This window comes from Bradyrhizobium sp. CCBAU 51753, from assembly GCF_015291565.1.
Lineage (GTDB): Bacteria > Pseudomonadota > Alphaproteobacteria > Rhizobiales > Xanthobacteraceae > Bradyrhizobium > Bradyrhizobium ivorense.
Window position 1 is genome coordinate 7,561,671 of sequence record NZ_CP030037.1, and the last position, 21,507, is coordinate 7,583,177.

The window sequence follows — 21,507 nt, forward strand, 5'->3', positions numbered from 1 at the left end:
CGCGCCAATCGGGAGCTGACCTTGATCATCACGCGCCGCGCCTTCACCACCGCTCTCTCGCTGACCGCCCTCGCCGCCCTCGCCGGCCTGTCGCCGCTGCGGCTGATCACCGGAGCGTTCGCGCAGAGCGCCACCGACGTCGCCAAGCCGCAGTCGCTGCCGGACATGGTGCTCGGCTCGCAGGACGCCAAGGTGACCATCACCGAATATGCCTCGATGACCTGCCCGCACTGCGCCAACTTCAACGCGACCGTGTTCCCGAAGCTCAAGTCGACCTATATCGACTCCGGCAAGGTCCGCTACGTGTTCCGCGAATTCCCGCTCGACATCAAGGCGGCCGCCGGCTCGATGCTGGCGCGCTGCATCGCCAAGGACGACGCGCCGAAATTCTATGCTGTGATCGATCTGTTGTTCCGCCAGCAGGAAGACTGGGTGATGAAGAACACCACCGAGACGCTGACGCGGATCGGCAAGCAGGCCGGCCTCAGCCAGCAGCAGGTCGAGGAGTGCCTGAAGGACCAGAAGCTGCTCGACAAGATCGCGGCCGACCAGAAATACGCCAACGAGGTGCTGAAGGTGAACTCGACGCCGACCTTCTTCATCAACGGCGAGATGCTGAAGGGCGAGACCTCGTTCGAGGAGTTCAGCAAGAAGATCGATCCGCTGCTGAAGAGCTGATCGAGCCCACGGGAACTTAACTCGATGTCGTCCTGCGAAAGCCGGGACGACGAACATCCTCTCGGGTGACGTCGCGGCAAGAATATCGTCGCCCGCGTTCGCGCGGGGCACGATAATTGTGGATGGCTAGCGATCGCGACCACGGCCGTCACATCATTTCGTTGTTGAAAACTTGATTCGCGAGATGCGAATCTTCGATCACATGCAGGGAGCGCAAAACCCTGCAAATCCCTTGGGAAAAGCTGCGTCAAGCGGTTGCCCTGAAGCGCGCACCTCGCCATTGTCGCCCGGCATGAGAGCTGCCCGCAGCAACTCACACCCACACCGACATTGCCTTCTATGGTACTGTCACGGCAGGGAGATTCGCGCCCGGCCAAGCGAGATTTGTGTACATGAAGCTCACGCGCCTCCGCCTTCACGGTTTCAAGTCGTTCGTTGAACCCACCGACTTCATGATCGAACCGGGCCTCACCGGTGTCGTCGGACCGAACGGCTGCGGCAAATCCAACCTCGTCGAAGCGCTGCGCTGGGCGATGGGCGAGACTTCGCACAAATCGCTGCGCGCCGCCGACATGGACGCGGTGATCTTCGCCGGTTCCGGCAATCGGCCGGCGCGCAACCACGCCGAAGTGGTGATGACGATCGACAATTCCGATCGCTCGGCGCCGGCCGCCGTCAACGACAGCCAGCTGCTCGAGATCTCCCGTCGCATCGAGCGCGAGGCCGGCTCGGTCTATCGCATCAACGGCCGCGACGTCCGCGCCCGTGACGTGCAGATCCTGTTCGCCGACGCCGCCACCGGCGCGCGTTCGCCGGCCCTCGTCCACCAGGGCAAGATCGGCGAGATCATTCAGGCCAAGCCCGAGCAGCGCCGCCGCGTGCTGGAAGACGCCGCCGGCGTCGCCGGCCTGCATGCCCGCCGCCACGAGGCGGAACTGCGGCTCAAGGCGGCCGAAACCAACCTGACCCGCGTCGAGGATGTGATCGGCCAGCTCACCGGCCAGATGGAAGGCCTGAAGAAGCAGGCCCGCCAGGCGATTCGCTACCGCGAGGTCGCGGCCAAGGTGCGCAAGTCCGAGGCCATGCTGTTCCATTTGCGCTGGATCGAGGCCAATGCCGACGTCAACGACGCCGCGCACACCCACGATGTCGCGGTGCGCGAGATGGCCGAGCGCACCCGCGAGCAGGCGGAATCCGCGCGCATCCAGGCGATTCGCGCCGCCGAACTGCCGGCGTTGCGTGATGCCGAGGCGCGCGCCGCAGCCGGCCTGCAGCGCCTGACCAATGCGCGCGAGATGCTCGACCGCGAGGAGCAGCGCGCCAAGGAGCGCGTCGGCGAGCTCGATCGCCGTCTCACGCAGTTCGCCCAGGACATCGCCCGCGAACAGCAGCAGACCTCGGATGCCGACGTCGCCTTGCTGCGGCTCGACACCGAAGACGCCGAGCTGAAGGAAGAGATCAAGACCCGCGTCGAGAAGCGCTCCGGCGTCGACGAGCGCGTCGCGGAGGCCGAGGCTATCCTGGCGGCGACCGAGCGGCAGTTCACCGAGCTGACCACGGAGCTCGCCGATCTCACCGCGAAGCGCAACCAGCTCGAGGCCGGCGTGCGCACCCATCGCGACCGGCTGGCGCGGCTCGAGCAGGAGATCGCCAACGTCCAGGCCGAGGAGGAGAAGCTCGCGCAGGAGACCGGCAGTCTCGGCGACATCGACGCACTCGCCGCCGCCATGGAAATGGCGCAGCAGGCGGTGGCCGAATCCGAAGCCGCCGTGCAGGCCAGCGAAGCGCATCACGCCGCGGCGCGGCAGACGCTGGAATCCTCGCGCAATCCGCTGGTCGAGGCCGAGAAGCGCGTGCAGCGACTCGAGACCGAAGCCCGCACGATTTCAAAACTGGTCAACAGCGAGACCAAGAATCTGTGGCCGCCGATCATCGACGGCATCACGGTCGCCAAGGGTTATGAGAAGGCGATCGGCGCCGTGCTCGGCGACGACCTCGACGCGCCGGTCGATCCGTCGGCGCCGATGCGCTGGACCAATATCGGCACCGACGGCGGCGACCCGTCGCTGCCTGACGGCGTCGAGCGGCTGGCCGACCATGTTCAGGCGCCGCCCGAGCTGGCGCGCCGCCTGGCGCAGATCGGCGTCGTGGCCAAGGAGCGCGGCGCGGCGCTGGTGGCGCAGCTCAAGACCGGCCAGCGGCTGGTGTCGCTCGAGGGCGACGTCTGGCGCTGGGACGGCTTCGTCGCCGACGCGCATGCCCCGACCGGCGCCGCGCGCCGGCTCGCCGAGCGCGCCCGCCTGGTCGATATCGAGCACGAGCTGGAGCAGGCCCGCCTCGATGCCACCGCCAAGCGCCAGGCGCTGGAAACGGCCGAGATGGAGCTGCGGACCGCGTCGGCCGCCGAGGGCGCGTCCCGCGAGGCCGTGCGCGCCACCCGCCGCGAGGCCGATGCCGCGCGCGAACGCCATGCTGCGACCGAACGCGAGATCAACCGCCACGCCACGCGCAAATCGGCGCTGACCGAAGCGCACACCCGCGTCGCCGCCGACCGCGCCGAGGCCGAAGCCGCGCATGAAAGCGCGGTCGGCGCTCTGAGCGAACTGCCGCCGGGTGTCGAGACCGAGGCCCAGCTCGCCGCGGTCCGCGCCGAGATCGACAACCAGCGCCGCGCCGCCGCCCAGGTGCGCGCCGAGGCGCAGGCGCTCGCCCGCGAGGCCGAGCTGGCGGACCGCCGCGTGCAGGCGATCCTCGCTGAGCGCAACGAGTGGCAGAACCGCAAGACCAGCGCCGCCTCGCAGGTCGAGACCATCGAGGCGCGCATCGCCGAGGTGTCGATCGAGCGCGAGGAGCTCGCCAACGCACCGGAAGTGTTCGCCGAGAAGCGCAGCGCGCTGATCACGGAGATCGAGCACGCCGAGGGCGACCGCCGGATCGCCGCCGACGCGCTTGCCACCGCCGAAGCCGCCATGGCGGAGACCGACCGTCTCGCCAAGGCCTCGCTCGAAGCGCTGTCCTATGCCCGCGAGGGCACCGCGCGCGCCGAAGAGCGCATGGAAGGCACCCGCCGCCGGCTCGCCGATATCGAGCGCGAGATCCACGACATGCTCGAGGTCGAGCCGAACGCGGTCGCCGCCATGGCCGAGATCGAGCCCGGCGCGGAGCTGCCGCCGGTCGCCCAGGTCGAGGAAGAGCTGGAAAAATTGCGCCGCGATCGCGAGCGGCTCGGCGCCGTCAATCTGCGCGCCGAGGAAGAGCTGAAGGAAGTCGAGACCCAGTACACCGCGCTGACCACCGAGCGCGACGACTTGGTCGAGGCGATCAAGCGGCTGCGCCAGGGCATCCAGAGCCTCAACCGCGAGGCGCGCGAGCGCCTGCTGACCTCGTTCGAGACCGTCAACAGCCACTTCAAGCGGCTGTTCACCGAGCTGTTCGGCGGCGGCGAAGCGGCGCTGCATCTGATCGAGAGCGACGATCCGCTCGAGGCCGGCCTCGAGATCATCGCCAAACCGCCGGGCAAGAAGCCGCAGACGCTGTCGCTGCTGTCGGGCGGCGAGCAGGCGCTGACTGCGCTGGCCCTGATCTTCGCGGTGTTCCTCACCAACCCGTCGCCGATCTGCGTGCTGGACGAGGTCGACGCGCCGCTCGACGACCACAACGTCGAGCGGTTCTGCACCCTGCTGCACGAGATGACGTCGTCGACGGAAACCCGCTTCATCATCATCACGCACAACCCGATCACGATGGCGCGGATGAACCGGCTGTTCGGCGTCACCATGGCCGAACGCGGCGTGTCGCAGTTGGTCTCGGTCGACCTGCAGGGCGCGGTGGATATTCTCGACCAGAACGTGGCGTAGGCGTAGCCTGCTCGCGTCAAGCTACGAACGGGGCCCTCCGGGCCCCGTCATTGCGAGCGAAGCGAAGCAATCCACGTCTCCGCAAGCGGCGCGATGGATTGCTTCGCTTCGCTCGCAATGACGTGGCAAAGTGCGTCGTATGACCTCTCCCGACTTGCCCGCTGAACTACGAGCTGCCCTGAACACGCGACTCGAAGGCCTGTCGCGCAGCGACGCCGCGGGCCGCGCGGCGGTGATCTCGAAGACCTATCGCGAAGGCGGCGGCTCCGGGACGATCAGGACCGAGACCGATGCGCTGGCCTACGCGCTGGCGCGGATGCCGGCGACCTATGCCGCCGTTGCGGCGAGCCTCAATGCGCTCACCGGGATCCGACCGGATTTTGCGCCGGCCAGCCTGCTCGACGTCGGCGCCGGCCCGGGCACCGCAACCTGGGCAGCCTCCGAAACATTTTCCTCGCTGCAACGCTTGACCCTGCTCGACACCAACAGCGCATTGCGAACGCTGGCGCAGGAGTTGTTCCGTGACGGCGCCCGGCTGAACGACGTCAGCTACGCGCTCGGCCAGGCCGGCGCACTGCTGGCGCAGGCCGAGCCGGCCGATCTCGTTGTCGCGAGCTACATGATCGGCGAGCTCAGCGATGCCGAACGCGCAGCGTTAGCCGAGGCGCTGTGGTCCAAGACCGCCGACACGCTGCTGGTCGTCGAACCCGGCACGCCCGCGGGCTATGCGCGGATCATCGCGCTCCGCGCCCGAGTGATCGCCGCCGGCGCCCATGTCGTCGCGCCCTGTCCGCATGACGCCGCCTGCCCGCTGGTCGCGCCCGACTGGTGCCATTTCTCGCAGCGCCTGCAGCGCTCGCGCGCGCACAAGCAGGTCAAGGGCGCCGAGCTGCCGTTCGAGGACGAGCGCTTCGCCTATGTCGCACTGAGCCGCGCGAAGGCCGCGGCGCGGCCATCGCGCGTGCTGGCGCAGCCGGATGTCGGCAAGGTCGAGATCGCAGCCAAGCTCTGCACGGCGGATGGCGTCGTCGTGGCAAAAATCCCGCGCCGCGCCAAGGCCGACTACGCCGCCGCGCGGCGCTGGCGCTGGGGCGACGCGGTTTAGGCTTTCAGGCGTCCCGGCGATCCGCCGGCCACTCGCATTTCGCGGTCAATCAGCATATATTTGGGACATGAACCAGGTCTTGGAAGACGCCATTGAGAAAGTCCGCCGGCTGCCTGCGGACCGCCAAGCGTATATCGCCGAAGTGCTGGAGCAGATTGCTGCCGCCGGCGCGGACGTGTTCACGATCCCCGACGATCATCGTTCCGCGGTGTTGGAAGGCCTCGATCAGGCCAAGCGCGGCGAACTCGTGAGTGACGAGGAGATGTCGGCCCTCTGGAAGAAATGCGGCCTGTGAAGCTGCGCTTTGCACCGCGGGCACGCAACGACATCGACGATATTCACGAATACATCGCGGAACGCAACAAGCGAGCGGCCACGGCGGTGGTGCGACAGATCCGGCTGACCTGCGAGCTGCTTGCACGATATCCACGCCTCGGGCGAGAAACCGATATGCCAGAGGTCAAGGTCTTTCCGACGTCTCGCTATCCGTATCTGATCTATCACCGGATAACGGAGCAGGAAATAATCATTATTCATGTCCGCGATGGGCGACGGGACACCCCGAAGGCCGGCGAGCTTGGCACCTAGCCCAGGTTACCACCTGGGAGAACGTTGAACTAATTCGGCACCATCTCCGACCAAGGCAATGCCCACCTTTTCGCGGCGGGCTGCCGTGTGGCCTGATTTGGGCTACGGTGCCGCCGTTTCGTCCCATCAGGAGCTGCCCGTCATGTCGACCAGCTGGATCGTTATCGGCGTCATCGTCCTTCTCGTGCTGTTTGCGTTCGGCGCCTACAACCGCCTCGTCGCGCTCCGGCAGCGGGTCGACCAGGCCTTTGCCGACGTCGACGTGCAACTCAAGCAGCGCCACGACCTGATCCCGAACCTGGTCGAGACCGTCAAGGGCTATGCCGCGCATGAGCGCGGCACGCTGGACGACGTGATCAAGGCGCGCAATTCGGCGCTGTCGGCGCAGGGACCGGCGCAGGTCTCGGCGGCCGAGAACCAGCTGACCGGCGCGCTCGGCCGGCTGATTGCGCTGTCGGAGGCCTATCCGGACCTCAAGGCCAACGCCAACTTCCAGCAGCTCGCCTCCGAGCTCTCCGACCTCGAGAACAAGATCGCCGCCAGCCGCCGCTTCTTCAACAACGCGGTGCAGGAGTACAACACCGGCATTCAGCAGATGCCGGCCGCTTTGTTCGCCGGCATGTTCGGCTTCACCCGCAAGGACTTTTTCGATCTCGGCGCCAGCCGGACGGAGGTGGAGACGGCACCGAGCGTGAAGTTCTGACCCGCATGGCCTGCAGCCTGCCCCGTCATTCCGGGGCGATGCGAAGCATCGAACCCGGAATCTCGACCTGCCAGAAAACCTCTGGATTCCGGGTTCGCGCTTGCAGCGCGCTCCGGAATGACGGTGGTTAGCGGAAGCGCAACATGGCCGCCTACGGTCTCTACACGCATATCGCATCGAACAAGTTTCGTTCGATGCTGCTGCTCGCCGGCCTGTTCCTGCTGATCTACGTGCTGGTCTATGCCGGCGCGCTGGTCGCCGAGGTGATGATCGACAGCAACCGCACCGTCGATTATTATTTGCGGCACGCCTCGCGCGACCTCGTCTCGGCGTTTCCCTGGGCGACGCTCGCGGCGGCGGCATGGATCGTGATCGCCTATTTCTTCCACCAGAACATGATCGACGCCGTCACCGGCGGCGAGAGCGTGACGCGGCAGCAGCAGCCGCGGCTGTACAATCTCCTGGAAAACCTCTGCATCTCGCGCGGCATCCCGATGCCGAAGCTGAAGATCATGGACAGTCCGGCGCTGAACGCGTTCGCGGCCGGGCTGAACCCGCGGCAATATTCGATCACCGTCACGACGGGTCTGCTCAATGCGCTGAACGACCAGGAGATCGAGGCCGTGCTCGGCCACGAGCTCACCCATATCAAGAACGGCGACGTGCAGCTGATGGTGATCGCCGTGATCATCGCCGGCGTGGTCGGCTTCTTCGGCGAGATGTTCTTCCGCGTCTTCACAAATCTGTCGTGGAACTCGAGCGGCGGCGGCTGGTCGTCCTCATCATCCTCCCGGTCCTCCTCGTCGGACCGCGACAGCAAGGGCTCCGGCGGCGGCGCGATCATCGTGATCATCATCGCGGTGGTGCTGATCCTGCTGGCCTGGCTGCTGTCGCAGGTGGTCAAGCTCGCGCTGTCCCGCTCGCGTGAATTTCTCGCCGATGCCGGCTCGGTCGAGCTGACCAAGAATCCCGATGCGATGATCTCGGCGCTGCGCAAGATCGAGAACCGCGGCGAACTGGAGGGCGCGACCTCGGCGGTGATGGAACTGTGCGTCGACAATCCGCGCGAGGGCTTTGCCGACCTGTTCGCGACGCATCCGTCGGTGCAGTCCCGGGTCGACGCCCTGGTGAAATATGCCGGCGGACGCGATCCCGGGCCGCTGGCGCTGCCCGATGAGACATCGGAGGAGCCCGAGACGCAGGAGCAGTTGCCGGGACAAGGCGACCAGCCTCCCCCGATCAAGCACGGCCCATGGGGCGATGCGCCGCCGGCGCCGGCCGGCAATCCGCCCGCACTGCCGGGCGCCAACCCGCAGCAGGGACCATTGGGACCGCTTCAGGGACCCTGGGGCCGCCACCTCCGATAGCGCGCTAGCCACCTCAGTCCATTAAGGAAATCCCCACCAAACCAATCGCTGGCGCCTTAAAGGTTTGAATTCCCCCTCGTTTCTGCCATGTTCGCGCCCAAAGCAGATGTGGGGACTTGCCGATCGCCATCGCGGTCGGGAGCGCGCTTTTATAAGGACTTCCATGGCAAAGCCAGTCGTGATCGTGGTGGGCGCAGACAAGGGCGGGGTCGGCAAGACCACGGTCTCGCGGACGCTCCTGGACTATTTCAGTGCCAATAACGTGCAGACCCGGGCATTCGACACCGAATCGCCGCGCGGCACGCTGAAGCGCTTCCATCCTGACATCACCGAGATCGTCGACATGACGACGACCGCGGACCAGATGAAGATCTTCGATACTTTGAATTCCGGTCCGTCGGTGACCGTGATCGACGTCCGCGCCGGCCTCTTGTCGCCCGCGCTGGCCTCGCTGCGCGACATCGGCTTCCTGGATGCGGCGCGCTCCGGCCAGATCACCTTCGCCGTGTTCCATATCCTGGGCCCGTCGATCGCCTCGCTGGACGAGATCGCCGAGACGTCGAGCTTCATGACCGGCGCGAAATATTACCTGGTCAAGAACTTCATCAACGACACCCAGTTCTTCCAGTGGGATCAGTCGACCTACAATTCCTACTTCCACCGTATCAAGGATGCGACCGACCTCACCATCCCCAAGCTCAACGAAATGGCCTATGAGCAGGTCGAGGTCGCCTCGGTTCCATTCCTGAAATTCGTCGCCAACAAGCTGATGACCGACGACGCCGCGAACTACTCCTTCGTGCTGCGCGGCTATGTCCGGCACTGGCTGGCCAACGTCTGGAGCGAGTTCGACCGGATCAAGCTGACCGACCTGGTCGGCGCCAAGTCGACCACCCGCGGCGGCGAAAAATAGTCGCGATCCCGCCCGCGATGGGGCTGGATTAGGGGAAAATTTGGATTGATATAACGGGCGATGTCGTCCACGCCCGTTTACATCATCTGCTCGCCCCGCCCGCAGGTCGGCAAGACGCTGATCGCGCGGCTGCTCAGCGAATTCCTGCTCCTGAAGAACGGGGCGGTGCTGTCCTTCGACATCAACCTGAAGGAGCCGTCGCTGCTCGACTATCTGCCGCGGATCACCGAAACCGCGGATGTGATCGACACCTACGGCAAGATGCAGCTGATGGACCGGGTCATCGTCAATGACGGCATCGCCAAGGTGATCGACCTCGGCTACCACGCCTTCGACGAATTCTTCAAAATGTGCGACGAGATCGGCCTGATGAAGGAGGCGCTGCGCCGCCGCGTCGCGCCGGTGATCCTGTTCGTGGCCGATACCGACCGCGTCTCGGTGCGCAGCTACCAGATGCTGGAGGGCCTGATGCCGCCGAACGCGCTCGTCGTCATCGACAACGAGTTCGTGGTGCGCGGCGAGCTGCCGCCGGCCATGACCCGCAGCCGCATCCTGCGCCTGCGCGCGCTGCCGGTGTTTTTGAAGACCTATATCGACCGGCTGAGCTTCTCCTTCACCGGCTATCTGCGCCAGGAAAAGGATTCCTCGACCGAGCTGCACCAGTGGATCCGCAAGAACTACACCACGTTCCGCGATCTCGAACTGAGCATGCTGCTGCAAAGGTCGTAGTTCTCCCTCGCCCGCTCTCTTGTCCGCCGAAGCCCGCCTTCGGGCGAAGGCGGATGCGGGGAGAGGGTTGGGGTGAGGGGCTGTCTCCGCAAATTCGATCAACATTTGAGTGCGCGGAGACTCCCCCTCACCCGGATCGCATTGGCATGCGATCCGGCCTCTCCCCGCAAGCGGGGCGAGGCGAAGGAAGATTAATGCCCCTCGAACGCCATCAGGGTGCGCACCGGGACGTCCATCGCGCGCAGCTTGGCGGCGCCGCCGAGATCGGGCAGGTCGACGATGAAGCAGGCCGCGACCACGTCGGCGCCGATCTGGCGCAGCAGCTTCACCGCACCCTCGGCGGTGCCGCCGGTCGCGATCAGGTCGTCGACCAGGATGACGCGCTCGCCGGGCTGCACCGCGTCGGCGTGCATCTCCATCTCGTCGATGCCGTACTCCAGCGAGTAGGCGATCCGCACCGTGGTGTGCGGCAGCTTGCCCTTCTTGCGGATCGGCACGAAGCCGGCCGAGAGCTGGTGCGCCACCGCGCCGCCGAGGATGAAGCCGCGGGCCTCGATGCCGGCGACCTTGTCGACCTTCGATCCGGCCCAGGGATGCACCAGCTCGTCGACCGCGCGGCGGAACGCGCGGGCGTCCGCGAGCAAGGTCGTGATGTCGTGAAACAGGATGCCCGGCTTGGGGTAATCCGGGATGTGACGAACGGTCGACTTGATGTCCTGGTCGAAGGTCATTGCTCTCGCTTTCTCCGCGTCGTCATTGCGAGCCAACGGGTCGGCGCGTAGCGCCGCCCGATGACAGGCTCCGCGAACCAATCCATCCCTCCGCACCTGCGGGGAAATGGATTGCTTCGCCGCTTCGCGCCTCGCAATGACGGTTCAAATCAATTCGCTCCCGGGTTGAGCCGGAACGCATTCTCCACGATCCGCAGTCCCACCTCGCCTCCGAGCGACATCAGCGACTCCGGATGGAACTGGACGCCGGCGACCGGCAGCGTCTTGTGCTCGATCACCATCGCGACGCCGTCCTCGGTGGTCGCGGTCACATCAAGCACGTCGGGCACGCTGTCGCGCTCGACGTAAAGCGAATGATAGCGGCCAATCACGATCTCGTTCGGCAGGTTCTGCATCAGCCGCCCGCCGCGCACCTGGACGCGCGCGGGCCGGCCATGCGCGGGCTGCCCGAGCTGGCCGAGCTGGCCGCCAAAATACTCGCCGATCGCCTGCACCCCTAAGCAGACGCCGAAGATCGGCAGCTGCTTCTCCAGCGCCGTGCCGATGGTCTTCGCGATGCCGAAATCCTCGGGCCGACCCGGGCCGGGCGACAGCACCAGCAAATCCCAGCCCTTCCGCTTCAGCATGTCCTGGGCGTGGACATGCCGGACCACGGTGACGTTGGCGCCGACCTGGCGGAAGTAATCCGCCAGCATATGCACAAAGCTGTCGTCGTGATCGATCAGCAGCACATTCTTGCCGGAGCCGGTGGCATCGGGCGCAGAGTCCGACAGCGGCTTCGGCGGATCGCCGCGCAGCGCCTGGAACAGCGCGGCGGCCTTGACCTGGCATTCGCGGTCCTCGGCCGCCGGATCGGAATCGAACAGGCAGGTGGCGCCGACGCGCACCTCGGCGAGGCCGTCCTTCATGCGGATGGTGCGGATGGTGAGGCCGGTGTTGATGCTGCCGTCGAAATTCACCGCCCCGATCGCGCCGGCATACCAGCGCCGCGGCGAGCGCTCGTGATCCTCGACGAACTGCATCGCCCACAGTTTTGGCGCGCCGGTCACCGTCACCGCCCAGGCGTGGGTCAGGAAGGCGTCGAGCGAGTCGAAACCCGGGCGCAGCATGCCCTCGACATGATCGACGGTGTGGAACAGTTTTGAGTAGGTCTCGATCTGCCGCCGCGCCAGCACCTTGATGGTGCCGGGCACGCAGACGCGCGCCTTGTCGTTGCGGTCGACGTCGGTGCACATGTTGAGCTCGAACTCGTCCTTTTCCGAGTTCAGGAGCTTGCGGATCTGCTCGGCGTCGCCGATCGAGTCCGAGCCGCGCGCGATGGTGCCGGAGATCGGGCAGGTCTCGACCCGGCGGCCGTCGGAGCGCACGAACATCTCCGGCGACGCGGAGACCAGGAACTCGCCGTCGCCGAGATTCATCAGCGCGCCATAGGGCGAGGGGTTGATGCGGCAGAGCCGCTGGAACACTTCCGCCGGCGAGCGCTCGCAGGGCTCGGCGAACAGTTGCCCGGGCACCGCCTCGAACAGATCGCCGCGGGCGAATGCCGCGCGCGCGGTCTCGACCGTCGCCTGATATTCGCCGGGCGCGTGATCGGCAAACCCCTGCCGGCCAGTCTTGGCGTAGAGGCTCGGCGCGGTCTCGTGTGCGAGACCTAAGGTGGATTTGCCCTTCCACGCGAATTCGTAAGTGAGCGCCACGCCGCGGCCGGTGGCGCGGTCATAGGCCAGCAGGCGATCTGGCACGTAGAGCACGATGTCGCGCTGGTCGGCCTCGCGGGCGCGCTTCTGCACAAGGTCCTCGATCTGGAACACGAGGTCGTAGGCGAAGGCGCCGAACAGCCCGAGCAGCGGGTCGGCATTGGACGTGAACGCCGCCACCATGTCGCGCACCAGCGACATCACGCTGGCGCGGCGGGTGCGCTGGTCCTCCTCGACCGGCGCGGCGCCGCGAATGATGTGGCCGGCCAGCCTGGTCGCGCTACGCTCGCTGATCACGACACAGGGCTCGCGCAGCACGTCACCGAGGAAGGTGATCAAGACCTCGCCGCGCGGGTTCAGCGCGGACAGCGAGAAGTCGGTGCCCGAGGTTTCCAGCACCAGCGGCGGATCGGCAAAGCCGAGATCAAAGCTCTCGTAGCGGCCCGGCACTGTGGTGCCCGAGGACAGCACCACGCCGCGGCGGCGGTCCAGCAGCGCGATCAGGTCGTCGAGGCGGCTGGCGCCGCCGGTGAACTGCTCGACCACGCGCGCGACCGCAAGGCCGCCATTGGTCAGGTATTCGCTTCGGGCCGGCAGGGAGAAGACTGTCCTGTTCATGTGATCCTCTTACGAGACTTGCCGAGAGAGCGCCACACAGGACAAACGAAGGGCAAATAAAACCATCGGTCGCACCGCGACGGCGACCTTCGACGATTTTGGGAAATGAAATCGCACCGGCCACCTATGAGAAGGTGGGCCACCAACGACGGGATGGGCTGGCAACGGTGCGCATGGCAGCTACTCACCACCGGGCGCCGGCCCTGTCAAGGGAGGGGGCGAGCCCCTGCCCCGCTCCGGGACACCCTTTTTCCGGTTTGAACGGACGGAATTCCGCGTAGGATTTGCGCCCAACGGCGGCCGATCGACCGCCCAAAAAACAGACAATGGCGGAGAGCGCGCATGGCGATTTTGGGTCTCGGATATGCCGGGTTCGGTTCGGACGCCCTCGACGACTGGCGGCAGTTCGGCACCGGCCTGGTGGGCTTGCAGGCGATCGAGCGCGGCAATTCGCTGCTCGCGTTTCGAATGGACGACCGCAAGCAACGCATCGTGATCGACCGAGCGCAGGGCGAAGGCACGCGCTTCTTCGGCTGGGAGGTGGCGGATGCCGCCGCGCTCGACGCGCTGGCGGCGCGGCTGGAGCGCGCCGGCGTCGGCGTCACCGCCGAGCCGCAGGCACTGGCAGATAGCAGGCGGGTGCGCTCCCTGATCTCGTTCCACGATCCGGCCGGCAACCGTCTCGAGGCGTTTCACGGCGCCGAGATCGACGACACGCCGTTCAAGCCGGGGCGGTCGATCTCCGGCTTCCGCACCGGGCCGCAAGGCCTCGGCCACGCCGTGCTGACCGTCGAGCACCTCGCGCCGGTAATGGCGTTCTATGTCGACGTGCTCGGCTTCGGCCTCAGCGACTACATCGAAAAACCGTTCCGCGCCTATTTCTTCCACGTCAACCCACGCCATCACTCGCTGGCGCTGATCGAGACCGGCGCCAACGGCATGCATCACCTGATGATGGAGTTGTTCTCGCTCGACGACGTCGGCCAGGCCTATGACATCGCGATCAAGGAAGACCGCGTCAATGTCACGCTCGGCCGCCATACCAACGATCTGATGACGTCGTTCTATGCCAAATCGCCGTCGGCCTTCATGGTCGAGTGCGGCTGGGGCGGCCGCGAGATCGACCCGGCGAGCTGGACGCCGTTCGAGATGCATGACGGCCCGAGCCTGTGGGGCCACGAGCGGGTCTGGCTGTCGCCGGAGGACCGCGCGATCGCGCGCGAGATGCGGATGCGCGCCGCCGCCGAGGGCAAGCGCGCGCCGGTGCAGGTGATGGAGGGCAATTTCAAGCTGATGTCGGGGACCTGCCCGTGGTGGGACGGGGTGCGCAACAATTGACACTGCGTAGCCCGGATGGAGCGAAGCGCAATCCGGGACCACCTTCTCAACGGGGAGGCTGTCCCGGATTGCGCTGCGCTCCATCCGGGCTACAGACTTCGCCGGGGCGACGCCGATGGTGGTGCAGGCAGCGCTACCCCAGGTGCTTGCGGAAAAACTCCGTCGCGCGGCCCCAGGCCAATTCCGCGCACTGCCGGTCGTGCACCGACAGGCGCTGCTCGTTGCCGAAACCGTGCTCGGCGTCGTAGCGGAACAGTTCCAGTGATTTGCCGGCGGCCTTCATGCCCTTCTCGAAACCATCGACCAGCGCCGGCGTGCACCAGTCGTCCTTGTTGGCAAAATGGCCCTGCAGCGGAATCCGGACGTCGGCCGGCTTGGCCGCCTGCTCCGGCGGAATGCCGTAGAACACCACGCCGGCCGTCAGTTCCGGGATCTTGGTGGCGCCGATGATCGTCACCGCGCCCCCGAGGCAGAAGCCGGTGAGGCCGACCTTGGTACCGTTCTTGCCGAGGTATTGCGCGGCACCGCGCACCGTCTGCGTGGTGGCGTCCATGAAGTCGAGCGAGTTCATCTCTTTGGCCGCCGCGTCGGTGTCGTGATACGGCACCACGGTGCCCTTGTAGAGGTCGGGCGCCAGCGCATCGAAGCCGGCCAGCGCGAAGCGGTTGCACATGCCCTTGATCTGGTCCTGCAGGCCCCACCATTCCTGGATCACGACCACACCCGGCGCATTGCCGCGCGCGGCATTGGCGAGATAGCCCGACGCATCCTTGCCGTCCGGACGCTTGAAGCTGATGATCGTACCCATGAGTTCCCTCCGCGATGTTTGCCGGCCGATTAGGCGGCATTCTGTCCGCACTAAGTGACGGACGCAATCGCCCTCGGGCACGCTCGCGCACTCGTCATCCCCGCGCAAACGCGTTGCTGACGTTGCGCAGCCAACAAAAAAGCCCCCGCAGGGGCTTTTTCACAATCGCGATACGGTGGCCTTCGCCTCAGTGCGCGTCGGCCCAGACCTTCTTCTTGGTGAAGTACATCAGACCGGCGAAGATGATCAGGAACGCGAACACCTGCATGCCGAGGCGCTTGCGCGCTTCCATATGCGGCTCGGCGGCCCACATCAGGAACGTCGTCACGTCGTGGGCATACTGCGCAACCGTCGCCGGCGAGCCGTCGTCAAAGGTCACCTGGCCGTCGGACAGCGGCTTCGGCATCTTGATCGCGTGGCCGGGGAAGTACTTGTTGTAGTACGAGCCTTCCGGGATCGTGACGCCGGCCGGCACCTTGTCCTCGAAGCCTTGCAGGATGGCGTCGACGTAGTCGGGTCCCTGCTCCTGATACTGGGTGAAGAAGTCGATCACGAACCGCGGGAAGCCGCGCTTGTAGGACCGCGCCTTGGCGATCAGCGAGAGGTCGGGCGGCGCCGCGCCGCCGTTGGCCGCGCGTGCGGCCTGCTCGTTCGGGAACGGCGACGGGAAGTAATCCGCCGCACGGCCCGGACGCTCGAACATCTCGCCCTGGTCGTTCGGGCCGTCCTTGATCTTGTACTCGGACGCGAACGCCGAAGCCTGCGCCGGCGAGTAGCCGGGGCCGCCAGGATCGGCGAGGTTGCGGAACGCGACATAGGACAGACCGTGGCAGGCCGCGCAGACTTCCTTGTAGACCTTCAGGCCACGCTGCAGCGAACCGCGGTCATAGGTGCCGAAAGGGCCGGAGAACGACCATTTCTGCGCCGGCGGCGCATCGCCGCCCTCCTCGGCCTTGGCGGTCTGGGTGCTGCCGGCGAACAGGCCACCGGCCACCACCAGCGCAAGCATCACGGACGCGGCGGTCGCGACCTTGCCCTTGCTCTTCGCCAGCACGTCGTCGGCGATCGAGTTCGGCACCGGCCGTGGTGTCTCGATCCGGGAGAGCAGCGGCAGCACGATCAGGAAGTAGGCGAAGTAGCAGACCGTCAGGATGCGGCCCGCGATCACGTAGATGCCTTCCGGCGGCTGCGAGCCGAGATAGCCGAGCCCGATGCAGACCACCACGAAGATCCAGAAGAACTGCTTGGCCAGCGGACGGTACTTGGAAGAACGCGTCCGCGCGTTGTCGAGCCAGGGCAGGAACGCCAGGATGATGATGGCGCCGAACATGCAGGCCACGCCGGCGAGCTTGTTCGGGATCGAGCGCAGGATCGCGTAGAACGGCAGATAGTACCATTCGGGCACGATGTGCGCCGGCGTCACGCCCGGGTTCGCCGGAATGTAGTTGTCGGCGTCGCCGAGATAGTTCGGCATGTAGAAGATGAACCAGGAATAGAAGATCAGGAAGCAGGACACGCCGAACATGTCCTTGATCGTCGCATGCGGCGTGAACGGCACGCTGTCCTTCTCGGTCTTCATTTCGACGCCGGCCGGATTGTTCTGGCCCGCGACATGCAGCGCCCAGACGTGCAGCACGACCACGCCGGCGATCACGAAGGGCAGCAGATAGTGCAGCGAGAAGAAGCGGTTCAGCGTCGGGTTGCCGACCGCATAGCCGCCCCACAGCAGCGTCACGATGCTTTCGCCGAAATAGGGGATCGCCGAGAACAGGTTGGTGATGACGGTGGCGCCCCAGAAGCTCATCTGGCCCCACGGCAGCACGTAGCCCATGAAGCCGGTCGCCATCATCAAGAGGTAGATGATGACGCCGAGGATCCACAGCACCTCGCGCGGCTCCTTGTACGACCCGTAATAGAGGCCGCGGAACATGTGGATGTAGACCGCGAAGAAGAACATCGACGCGCCGCAGGCGTGCATGTTGCGCAGCAGCCAGCCGTAATTGACGTCGCGGACGATCAGCTCAACCGATTTGAAGGCGAAGTCGGCATGCGGCGTGTAGTGCATCGCCAGGATCACGCCGGTCAGGATCTGCAGCGCCAGCATCATCGACAGGATGGCGCCGAAGGTCCACCAGTAGTTCAGGTTGCGCGGCGTCGGATAGGCCACGAACGAGGAGTGGATCAGGCCGAAGATCGGAAGGCGCCGTTCGATCCACTTCAAGGCGGGGTTGGTCGGTTGAAAATCGGATGGTCCGCTCATTGATGCGATCCTGAGAAGAAAAACGACGCGATGGGTTCCGAGTGCAGGCCGAAGCCCCGGACGGTCCGGGGCTTAGCCGATCTGGATTTTGGTATCGGAAACGAAGGTGTAGGGCGGCACTGCCAGGTTGGCGGGCGCGGGCCCCTGACGGATGCGGCCGGAGGAATCGTACTGCGAGCCGTGGCAGGGGCAGAAGAAGCCGTCGTAATTGCCCTCATGGGCGATCGGGATGCAGCCGAGATGGGTGCAGATGCCGATCACGACCAGCCACTGATCGTGGCCCGCCTTGACGCGCGCCGAGTCGGGCTGCGGGTCGGGCAGACTCGAGAGCGCCACGCTCTGGGCTTCCTGGATCTGCTTCTTGGTGCGATGGCTGATGTAGATCGGCTTGCCGCGCCAGAACACCTTGATATCCTGTCCCTCGGCGATCGGCGTCAGGTCGACCTCGATCGGCGCACCGGCCGCAATTGTCGCAGCGTCCGGGTTCATCTGGGAAACCAGCGGCCACACGGTGGCGGCTGCGCCGACCGCAGCGACGGCCCCGGTTGCAACAAAAAGGAAATCACGGCGTGTCGGATGGTCCGCCGAAGACGCTGTCGTCACGTTTCCAAGCCCTTTCATATCCGCAGCCGGTGGAACCGCCCCGGAGACGCAGAACGCGCCCAGGAAAGGCTGCCGGCGCCCGCGGCCCCCGCGGCGGCAGAAAACCGCCATTCCACACCCCAAACGGCGGAACAGCAGTCCAGAATCGTTCTATTGGCACCCTTGCCGGACGAGCGCAAGCCCGCTATCGGCTCGCAAGCGTGCAATGCACGAAATCCGCCCCGGGCGATGTTTTATTGAGACAATTTCATCCAGTCTTCACAGGCCGTGAGCACCATGCAGATCGCGCTGTTTCAGCCCGATATTCCCCAGAATACAGGGACCATCCTGCGGCTCTGCGCGTGCCTGGACGTCTCAGCCCATATCATCGAACCGGCGGGTTTTGACACCTCGGACCGGCATTTCCGCCGGGCGGGTATGGACTATCTCGACCATGTGCGGTTGAAGCGTCACGACTCATGGTCGAAATTCGAGGAATGGCGTGCCGAGGCCGGGTGCCGGCTGATCCTGTTCACGACCAAGGCGGCGAAGTCCTATCTTGATTTCACCTATGCTGCCTCCGATGTGCTGCTGTTCGGGCGCGAGACGGCAGGGGTCACCGATGCGGTGGTGGCGGCCGCGGATGCGCGGCTCTTGATTCCGATCAAGCCGCCCTTGCGCTCGCTCAATGTGGCGGTCACGGCGGCGATGGCGGTCGGCGAGGCGCTGCGCCAGACCGGCCAGACACATGACCAGGTAAGTTAGAGGATTTTTGGTGAGCTACGCGGTCAAGGAGATCTTTCTCACCCTGCAGGGCGAAGGCGCCCATGCGGGCCGCGCCTCCGTGTTCTGCCGCTTCGCCGGCTGCAATCTGTGGAGCGGCCGCGAGCAGGATCGCGCCGGCGCCGTGTGCCGGTTCTGCGACACCGACTTCGTCGGCACCGACGGCACGCTCGGCGGGCGCTATCCCGACGCGGCCGCGCTGGCCGACACCATCGCCGCGCAATGGACCGGAGGCGAAGCCGACCGCTACGTGGTGCTGACCGGCGGCGAGCCGCTGCTGCAGGTCGATACGCCCCTGATCGAGGCCCTGCACGGCCGCGGCTTTGCCATCGCGATCGAGACCAACGGCACCATCGCCCCGCCCGACGGGCTCGACTGGATCTGCGTCAGCCCCAAGGCGGCCGCCGAGCTCGTGGTGCGCAAGGGACATGAGCTCAAGCTGGTCTATCCGCAACCGGAGAACCGGCCGGAGGACTTTGCCGGCCTCGCCTTCGAGCGCTTCTCGCTGCAGCCGATGGACGGCCCGGACGTGATCGAGAACACCGAGCGCGCGATCGCGTATTGCCTGAAGCACCCGCAATGGCGACTCAGCGTGCAGACGCACAAGACGCTCGGCATCCGATGAACTCCCTTACCGAATTGGATTGTTGAAAGAGATGTGGGAATTGACGAAAGCGTTTCGGTTCGAGGCTGCGCATGCGCTGTCCGGAACGACCTTTGGCGCCGACAGCGAGGAGATCCACGGCCATTCCTTCCGCGCCGAAGTCACGGTGCGCGGCACGCCGGATCCGGCGACCGGGATGGTGGTCGATCTCGGCGTGCTCGAACAGGCCATGGCGGACGTGCAGAAGACGCTGGACCATAAGCTGCTCAACAAGATTGAGGCGCTCGGCCCGCCGACGCTGGAAAACCTGTCGCGCTTCATCTGGGAGCGGCTGCAGCATGCCGGAAAACTGACCCGCGTCAGCGTCCATCGCGACAGCTGCAACGAGAGCTGCACTTATTTCGGACCGCAGGGATAGAAATGCTCCCCACAGACCCCGCCATCACCGAGGACCGCAAGGCCCGGGCCCGCAGCTGGTTCGAGGCGCTGCGCGACGACATCTGCCTCGCGCTGGAAAAGCTCGAGGACGACGCCCCGCCCGCGCTCTATCCCGGCGACGCCGGCCGCTTTACGCGCACGCCATGGGACCGCACCGACCACACCGGCAAGCCCGGCGGCGGCGGCGTGATGTCGATCATGAAGGGCCGGCTGTTCGAGAAGGTCGGCGTGCACTGCTCGACCGTGCATGGCGAGTTCGCCCCCGAATTCCGCGCGCAGATTCCCGGCGCCGCCGACGATCCGAGGTTCTGGGCCTCCGGCATCTCGCTGATCGCGCATTTGCGCAATCCGAATGTGCCGGCGGTGCACATGAACACGCGCTTCGTCGTCACCACAAAGGCGTGGTTCGGCGGCGGCGCCGATCTGACGCCGGTGCTGGACCGGCGGCGCACCCAGGACGATGCCGATACGGTCGCCTTCCACGCCGCGATGAAAGAGGCGTGCAGCAGTCCTGTCGCCGACTATGAGAAGTACAAGAAGTGGTGCGACGAGTATTTCTATTTGCCGCATCGCAAGGAGGCGCGCGGCATCGGCGGCATCTTCTATGACTGGCACGACAGCGGCGACTGGGACGCCGACCTCGCGTTCACCCAGGACGTCGGGCGCAGCTTCCTGAAGATCTATCCGGAGCTGGTGCGGCGGAATTACGCGCAAGCGTGGAGCGCCGCGGACCGCGACGAGCAGCTGGTGCGCCGCGGCCGCTATGTCGAATTCAACCTGCTCTATGATCGCGGCACCATCTTCGGCCTGAAGACCGGCGGCAATGTCGATTCGATCCTGTCGTCGCTGCCGCCGGAGGTGAAATGGCCGTGAGAGACCTGCCGCGCGCGATGCTGATCGACATGGATGACACCATCCTGTCGGCCTATGGTCGCCCAGAGATCGCCTGGAACACGATCGCCGCCGAATTTGCCGATGAACTCGCGCCCCTGCCTCCCGAGCAGGTCGCGACCGCGTTGTTGGCGTCGGCGCGAAAATTCTGGTCGACGGCGGAGCCGATCTGGCGGATCAGACTCGGCGAGGCGCGGCGTCTCACGGTGCGAGGCGGCTTCGCGGCGCTCGCGGCCGACGGCCACCGTGCGCTGCCGGACGAGCTCGCCGACCGCATCGCCGATCGCTTCACCGCCTATCGCGAGGAGGAGATGTTCGTCTTCCCCGGCGCGCATGAGGCGATCGACGCCTTCAAGGCGCTCGGCATCAAGCTCGCATTGGTCACCAACGGCGCCGCCGACATGCAGCGCGCCAAGGTCGAACGCTTTGCGCTCGGCCATCGCTTCGACCACATCCAGATCGAGGGCGAGCACGGTTTCGGCAAGCCGGAGGAGCGCGCTTATCTGCACGCGATGCAGGCGCTCGGCGTCACCGCGCCTGACACCTGGATGGTCGGCGACAATCTGGAGTGGGAAGTCGTGGCGCCGCAACGGCTTGGCATCTACGCGATCTGGATGGACGTGCACGGCGTCGGATTACCGCCGGGGTCCACGATCAAGCCGGACCGCATCATCCGCTCCCTGGCCGAGCTGGTGCCTGCCGCGCGCAAATAGCGCCGCATCGGCCGTTTTCCACGTCAATTGATCGCGTGAGCAGCGGTCCGTGATCGGACTGTCATCACCGCTCGCTAGCCTGCCGGCCGCGTCATCAAGCGCGG

20 protein-coding genes are annotated in these 21,507 nt (G+C 65.9%); 15 read left to right on the forward strand and 5 right to left on the reverse strand.

The window, feature by feature from the left end; all coding sequences use genetic code 11:
- The first annotated feature begins 21 nt into the window (after window positions 1-21).
- The 9 genes from XH93_RS34595 to XH93_RS34635 all read left to right on the forward strand — a co-directional run bounded on the left by XH93_RS34595 (window position 22) and on the right by XH93_RS34635 (window position 9,940).
- A complete protein-coding gene (locus XH93_RS34595) occupies window positions 22-678 on the forward strand; it encodes a DsbA family protein (protein WP_194470911.1) in 657 nt (218 codons plus the stop codon).
- Window positions 679-1,070: 392 nt separating this feature from the next.
- Window positions 1,071-4,535 (forward strand): chromosome segregation SMC family protein, encoded by a 3,465-nt coding sequence (locus XH93_RS34600; RefSeq protein ID WP_194470912.1) that lies wholly within the window; start codon window positions 1,071-1,073, stop codon window positions 4,533-4,535.
- Between the two features lie 139 nt (window positions 4,536-4,674).
- The gene (locus tag XH93_RS34605) at window positions 4,675-5,640 is read left to right on the forward strand and encodes a small ribosomal subunit Rsm22 family protein (RefSeq protein ID WP_194470913.1); all 966 of its coding nucleotides are present in this window, start codon (window positions 4,675-4,677) and stop codon (window positions 5,638-5,640) included.
- Between the two features lie 67 nt (window positions 5,641-5,707).
- Window positions 5,708-5,935, forward strand: coding sequence for a hypothetical protein (locus XH93_RS34610; RefSeq protein WP_139864453.1), 228 nt, complete (start codon window positions 5,708-5,710; stop codon window positions 5,933-5,935).
- Window positions 5,932-6,228 (forward strand): type II toxin-antitoxin system RelE/ParE family toxin, encoded by a 297-nt coding sequence (locus tag XH93_RS34615; protein WP_172628381.1) that lies wholly within the window; start codon window positions 5,932-5,934, stop codon window positions 6,226-6,228. Before XH93_RS34610 ends, XH93_RS34615 begins: the two co-directional genes overlap by 4 nt.
- Window positions 6,229-6,370: 142 nt before the next feature.
- A complete protein-coding gene (locus XH93_RS34620) occupies window positions 6,371-6,931 on the forward strand; it encodes a LemA family protein (protein WP_139481840.1) in 561 nt (186 codons plus the stop codon).
- Between the two features lie 143 nt (window positions 6,932-7,074).
- Window positions 7,075-8,298, forward strand: coding sequence for a M48 family metallopeptidase (locus tag XH93_RS34625; protein WP_194470914.1), 1,224 nt, complete (start codon window positions 7,075-7,077; stop codon window positions 8,296-8,298).
- A 163-nt stretch (window positions 8,299-8,461) separates the two neighbouring features.
- On the forward strand, window positions 8,462-9,211 hold the full coding sequence (locus XH93_RS34630; RefSeq protein ID WP_139481842.1) for a hypothetical protein: 750 nt from the start codon (window positions 8,462-8,464) through the stop codon (window positions 9,209-9,211).
- Between the two features lie 60 nt (window positions 9,212-9,271).
- A complete protein-coding gene (locus XH93_RS34635; RefSeq protein ID WP_139864462.1) occupies window positions 9,272-9,940 on the forward strand; it encodes a hypothetical protein in 669 nt (222 codons plus the stop codon).
- Window positions 9,941-10,131: 191 nt separating this feature from the next.
- Here XH93_RS34635 and XH93_RS34640 read toward each other — a convergent pair whose 3' ends face one another.
- Together XH93_RS34640 and XH93_RS34645 are read right to left on the reverse strand one after the other, a co-directional pair.
- Window positions 10,132-10,671 carry an adenine phosphoribosyltransferase gene (locus XH93_RS34640; RefSeq protein ID WP_139481844.1) on the reverse strand — a complete coding sequence of 180 codons (540 nt, stop codon included), beginning with the start codon at window positions 10,669-10,671 and terminating at the stop codon, window positions 10,132-10,134.
- A gap of 149 nt (window positions 10,672-10,820) precedes the next feature.
- Window positions 10,821-12,986: an anthranilate synthase component I gene (locus XH93_RS34645; RefSeq protein WP_194470915.1), complete on the reverse strand. Its 2,166-nt coding sequence runs from the start codon at window positions 12,984-12,986 to the stop codon at window positions 10,821-10,823.
- Window positions 12,987-13,328: 342 nt separating this feature from the next.
- On the opposite strand from XH93_RS34645, the gene XH93_RS34650 reads away from it, so the two are divergent.
- Window positions 13,329-14,324, forward strand: a complete 996-nt coding sequence (locus XH93_RS34650; RefSeq protein WP_194470916.1) for a VOC family protein — start codon at window positions 13,329-13,331, stop codon at window positions 14,322-14,324.
- Between the two features lie 133 nt (window positions 14,325-14,457).
- Here the strand turns inward: XH93_RS34650 and XH93_RS34655 are convergent, their stop codons facing one another.
- From XH93_RS34655 to petA, 3 genes are all read right to left on the reverse strand, one after another.
- On the reverse strand, window positions 14,458-15,132 hold the full coding sequence (locus XH93_RS34655; RefSeq protein WP_194470917.1) for a dienelactone hydrolase family protein: 675 nt from the start codon (window positions 15,130-15,132) through the stop codon (window positions 14,458-14,460).
- A 187-nt stretch (window positions 15,133-15,319) separates the two neighbouring features.
- A complete protein-coding gene (locus XH93_RS34660) occupies window positions 15,320-17,392 on the reverse strand; it encodes a cytochrome c1 (protein WP_194470918.1) in 2,073 nt (690 codons plus the stop codon).
- A gap of 72 nt (window positions 17,393-17,464) precedes the next feature.
- Entirely contained in the window at window positions 17,465-17,995 is a 531-nt protein-coding gene (petA, locus tag XH93_RS34665) for a ubiquinol-cytochrome c reductase iron-sulfur subunit (RefSeq protein WP_139482101.1), read from the reverse strand.
- 276 nt (window positions 17,996-18,271) lie between these two features.
- Between petA and XH93_RS34670 the strand changes: the two genes are divergently transcribed.
- From XH93_RS34670 to XH93_RS34690, 5 genes are read left to right on the forward strand one after another with little or no spacing between them, the layout of a single operon-like run.
- Window positions 18,272-18,739, forward strand: coding sequence for a tRNA (cytidine(34)-2'-O)-methyltransferase (locus XH93_RS34670; protein ID WP_194470919.1), 468 nt, complete (start codon window positions 18,272-18,274; stop codon window positions 18,737-18,739).
- A 10-nt stretch (window positions 18,740-18,749) separates the two neighbouring features.
- Window positions 18,750-19,382, forward strand: coding sequence for a 7-carboxy-7-deazaguanine synthase (gene queE, locus XH93_RS34675; RefSeq protein WP_194470920.1), 633 nt, complete (start codon window positions 18,750-18,752; stop codon window positions 19,380-19,382).
- Window positions 19,383-19,413: 31 nt separating this feature from the next.
- Window positions 19,414-19,779 carry a 6-carboxytetrahydropterin synthase gene (locus tag XH93_RS34680; protein ID WP_194470921.1) on the forward strand — a complete coding sequence of 122 codons (366 nt, stop codon included), beginning with the start codon at window positions 19,414-19,416 and terminating at the stop codon, window positions 19,777-19,779.
- A gap of 2 nt (window positions 19,780-19,781) precedes the next feature.
- Complete coding sequence (hemF, locus tag XH93_RS34685) at window positions 19,782-20,672, forward strand: oxygen-dependent coproporphyrinogen oxidase (protein WP_194470922.1); 891 nt, start codon at window positions 19,782-19,784, stop codon at window positions 20,670-20,672.
- Window positions 20,663-21,403, forward strand: a complete 741-nt coding sequence (locus XH93_RS34690) for an HAD family hydrolase (RefSeq protein WP_194470923.1) — start codon at window positions 20,663-20,665, stop codon at window positions 21,401-21,403. The genes hemF and XH93_RS34690 overlap by 10 nt, the downstream gene beginning before the upstream one ends.
- Window positions 21,404-21,507: the final 104 nt, after the last annotated feature.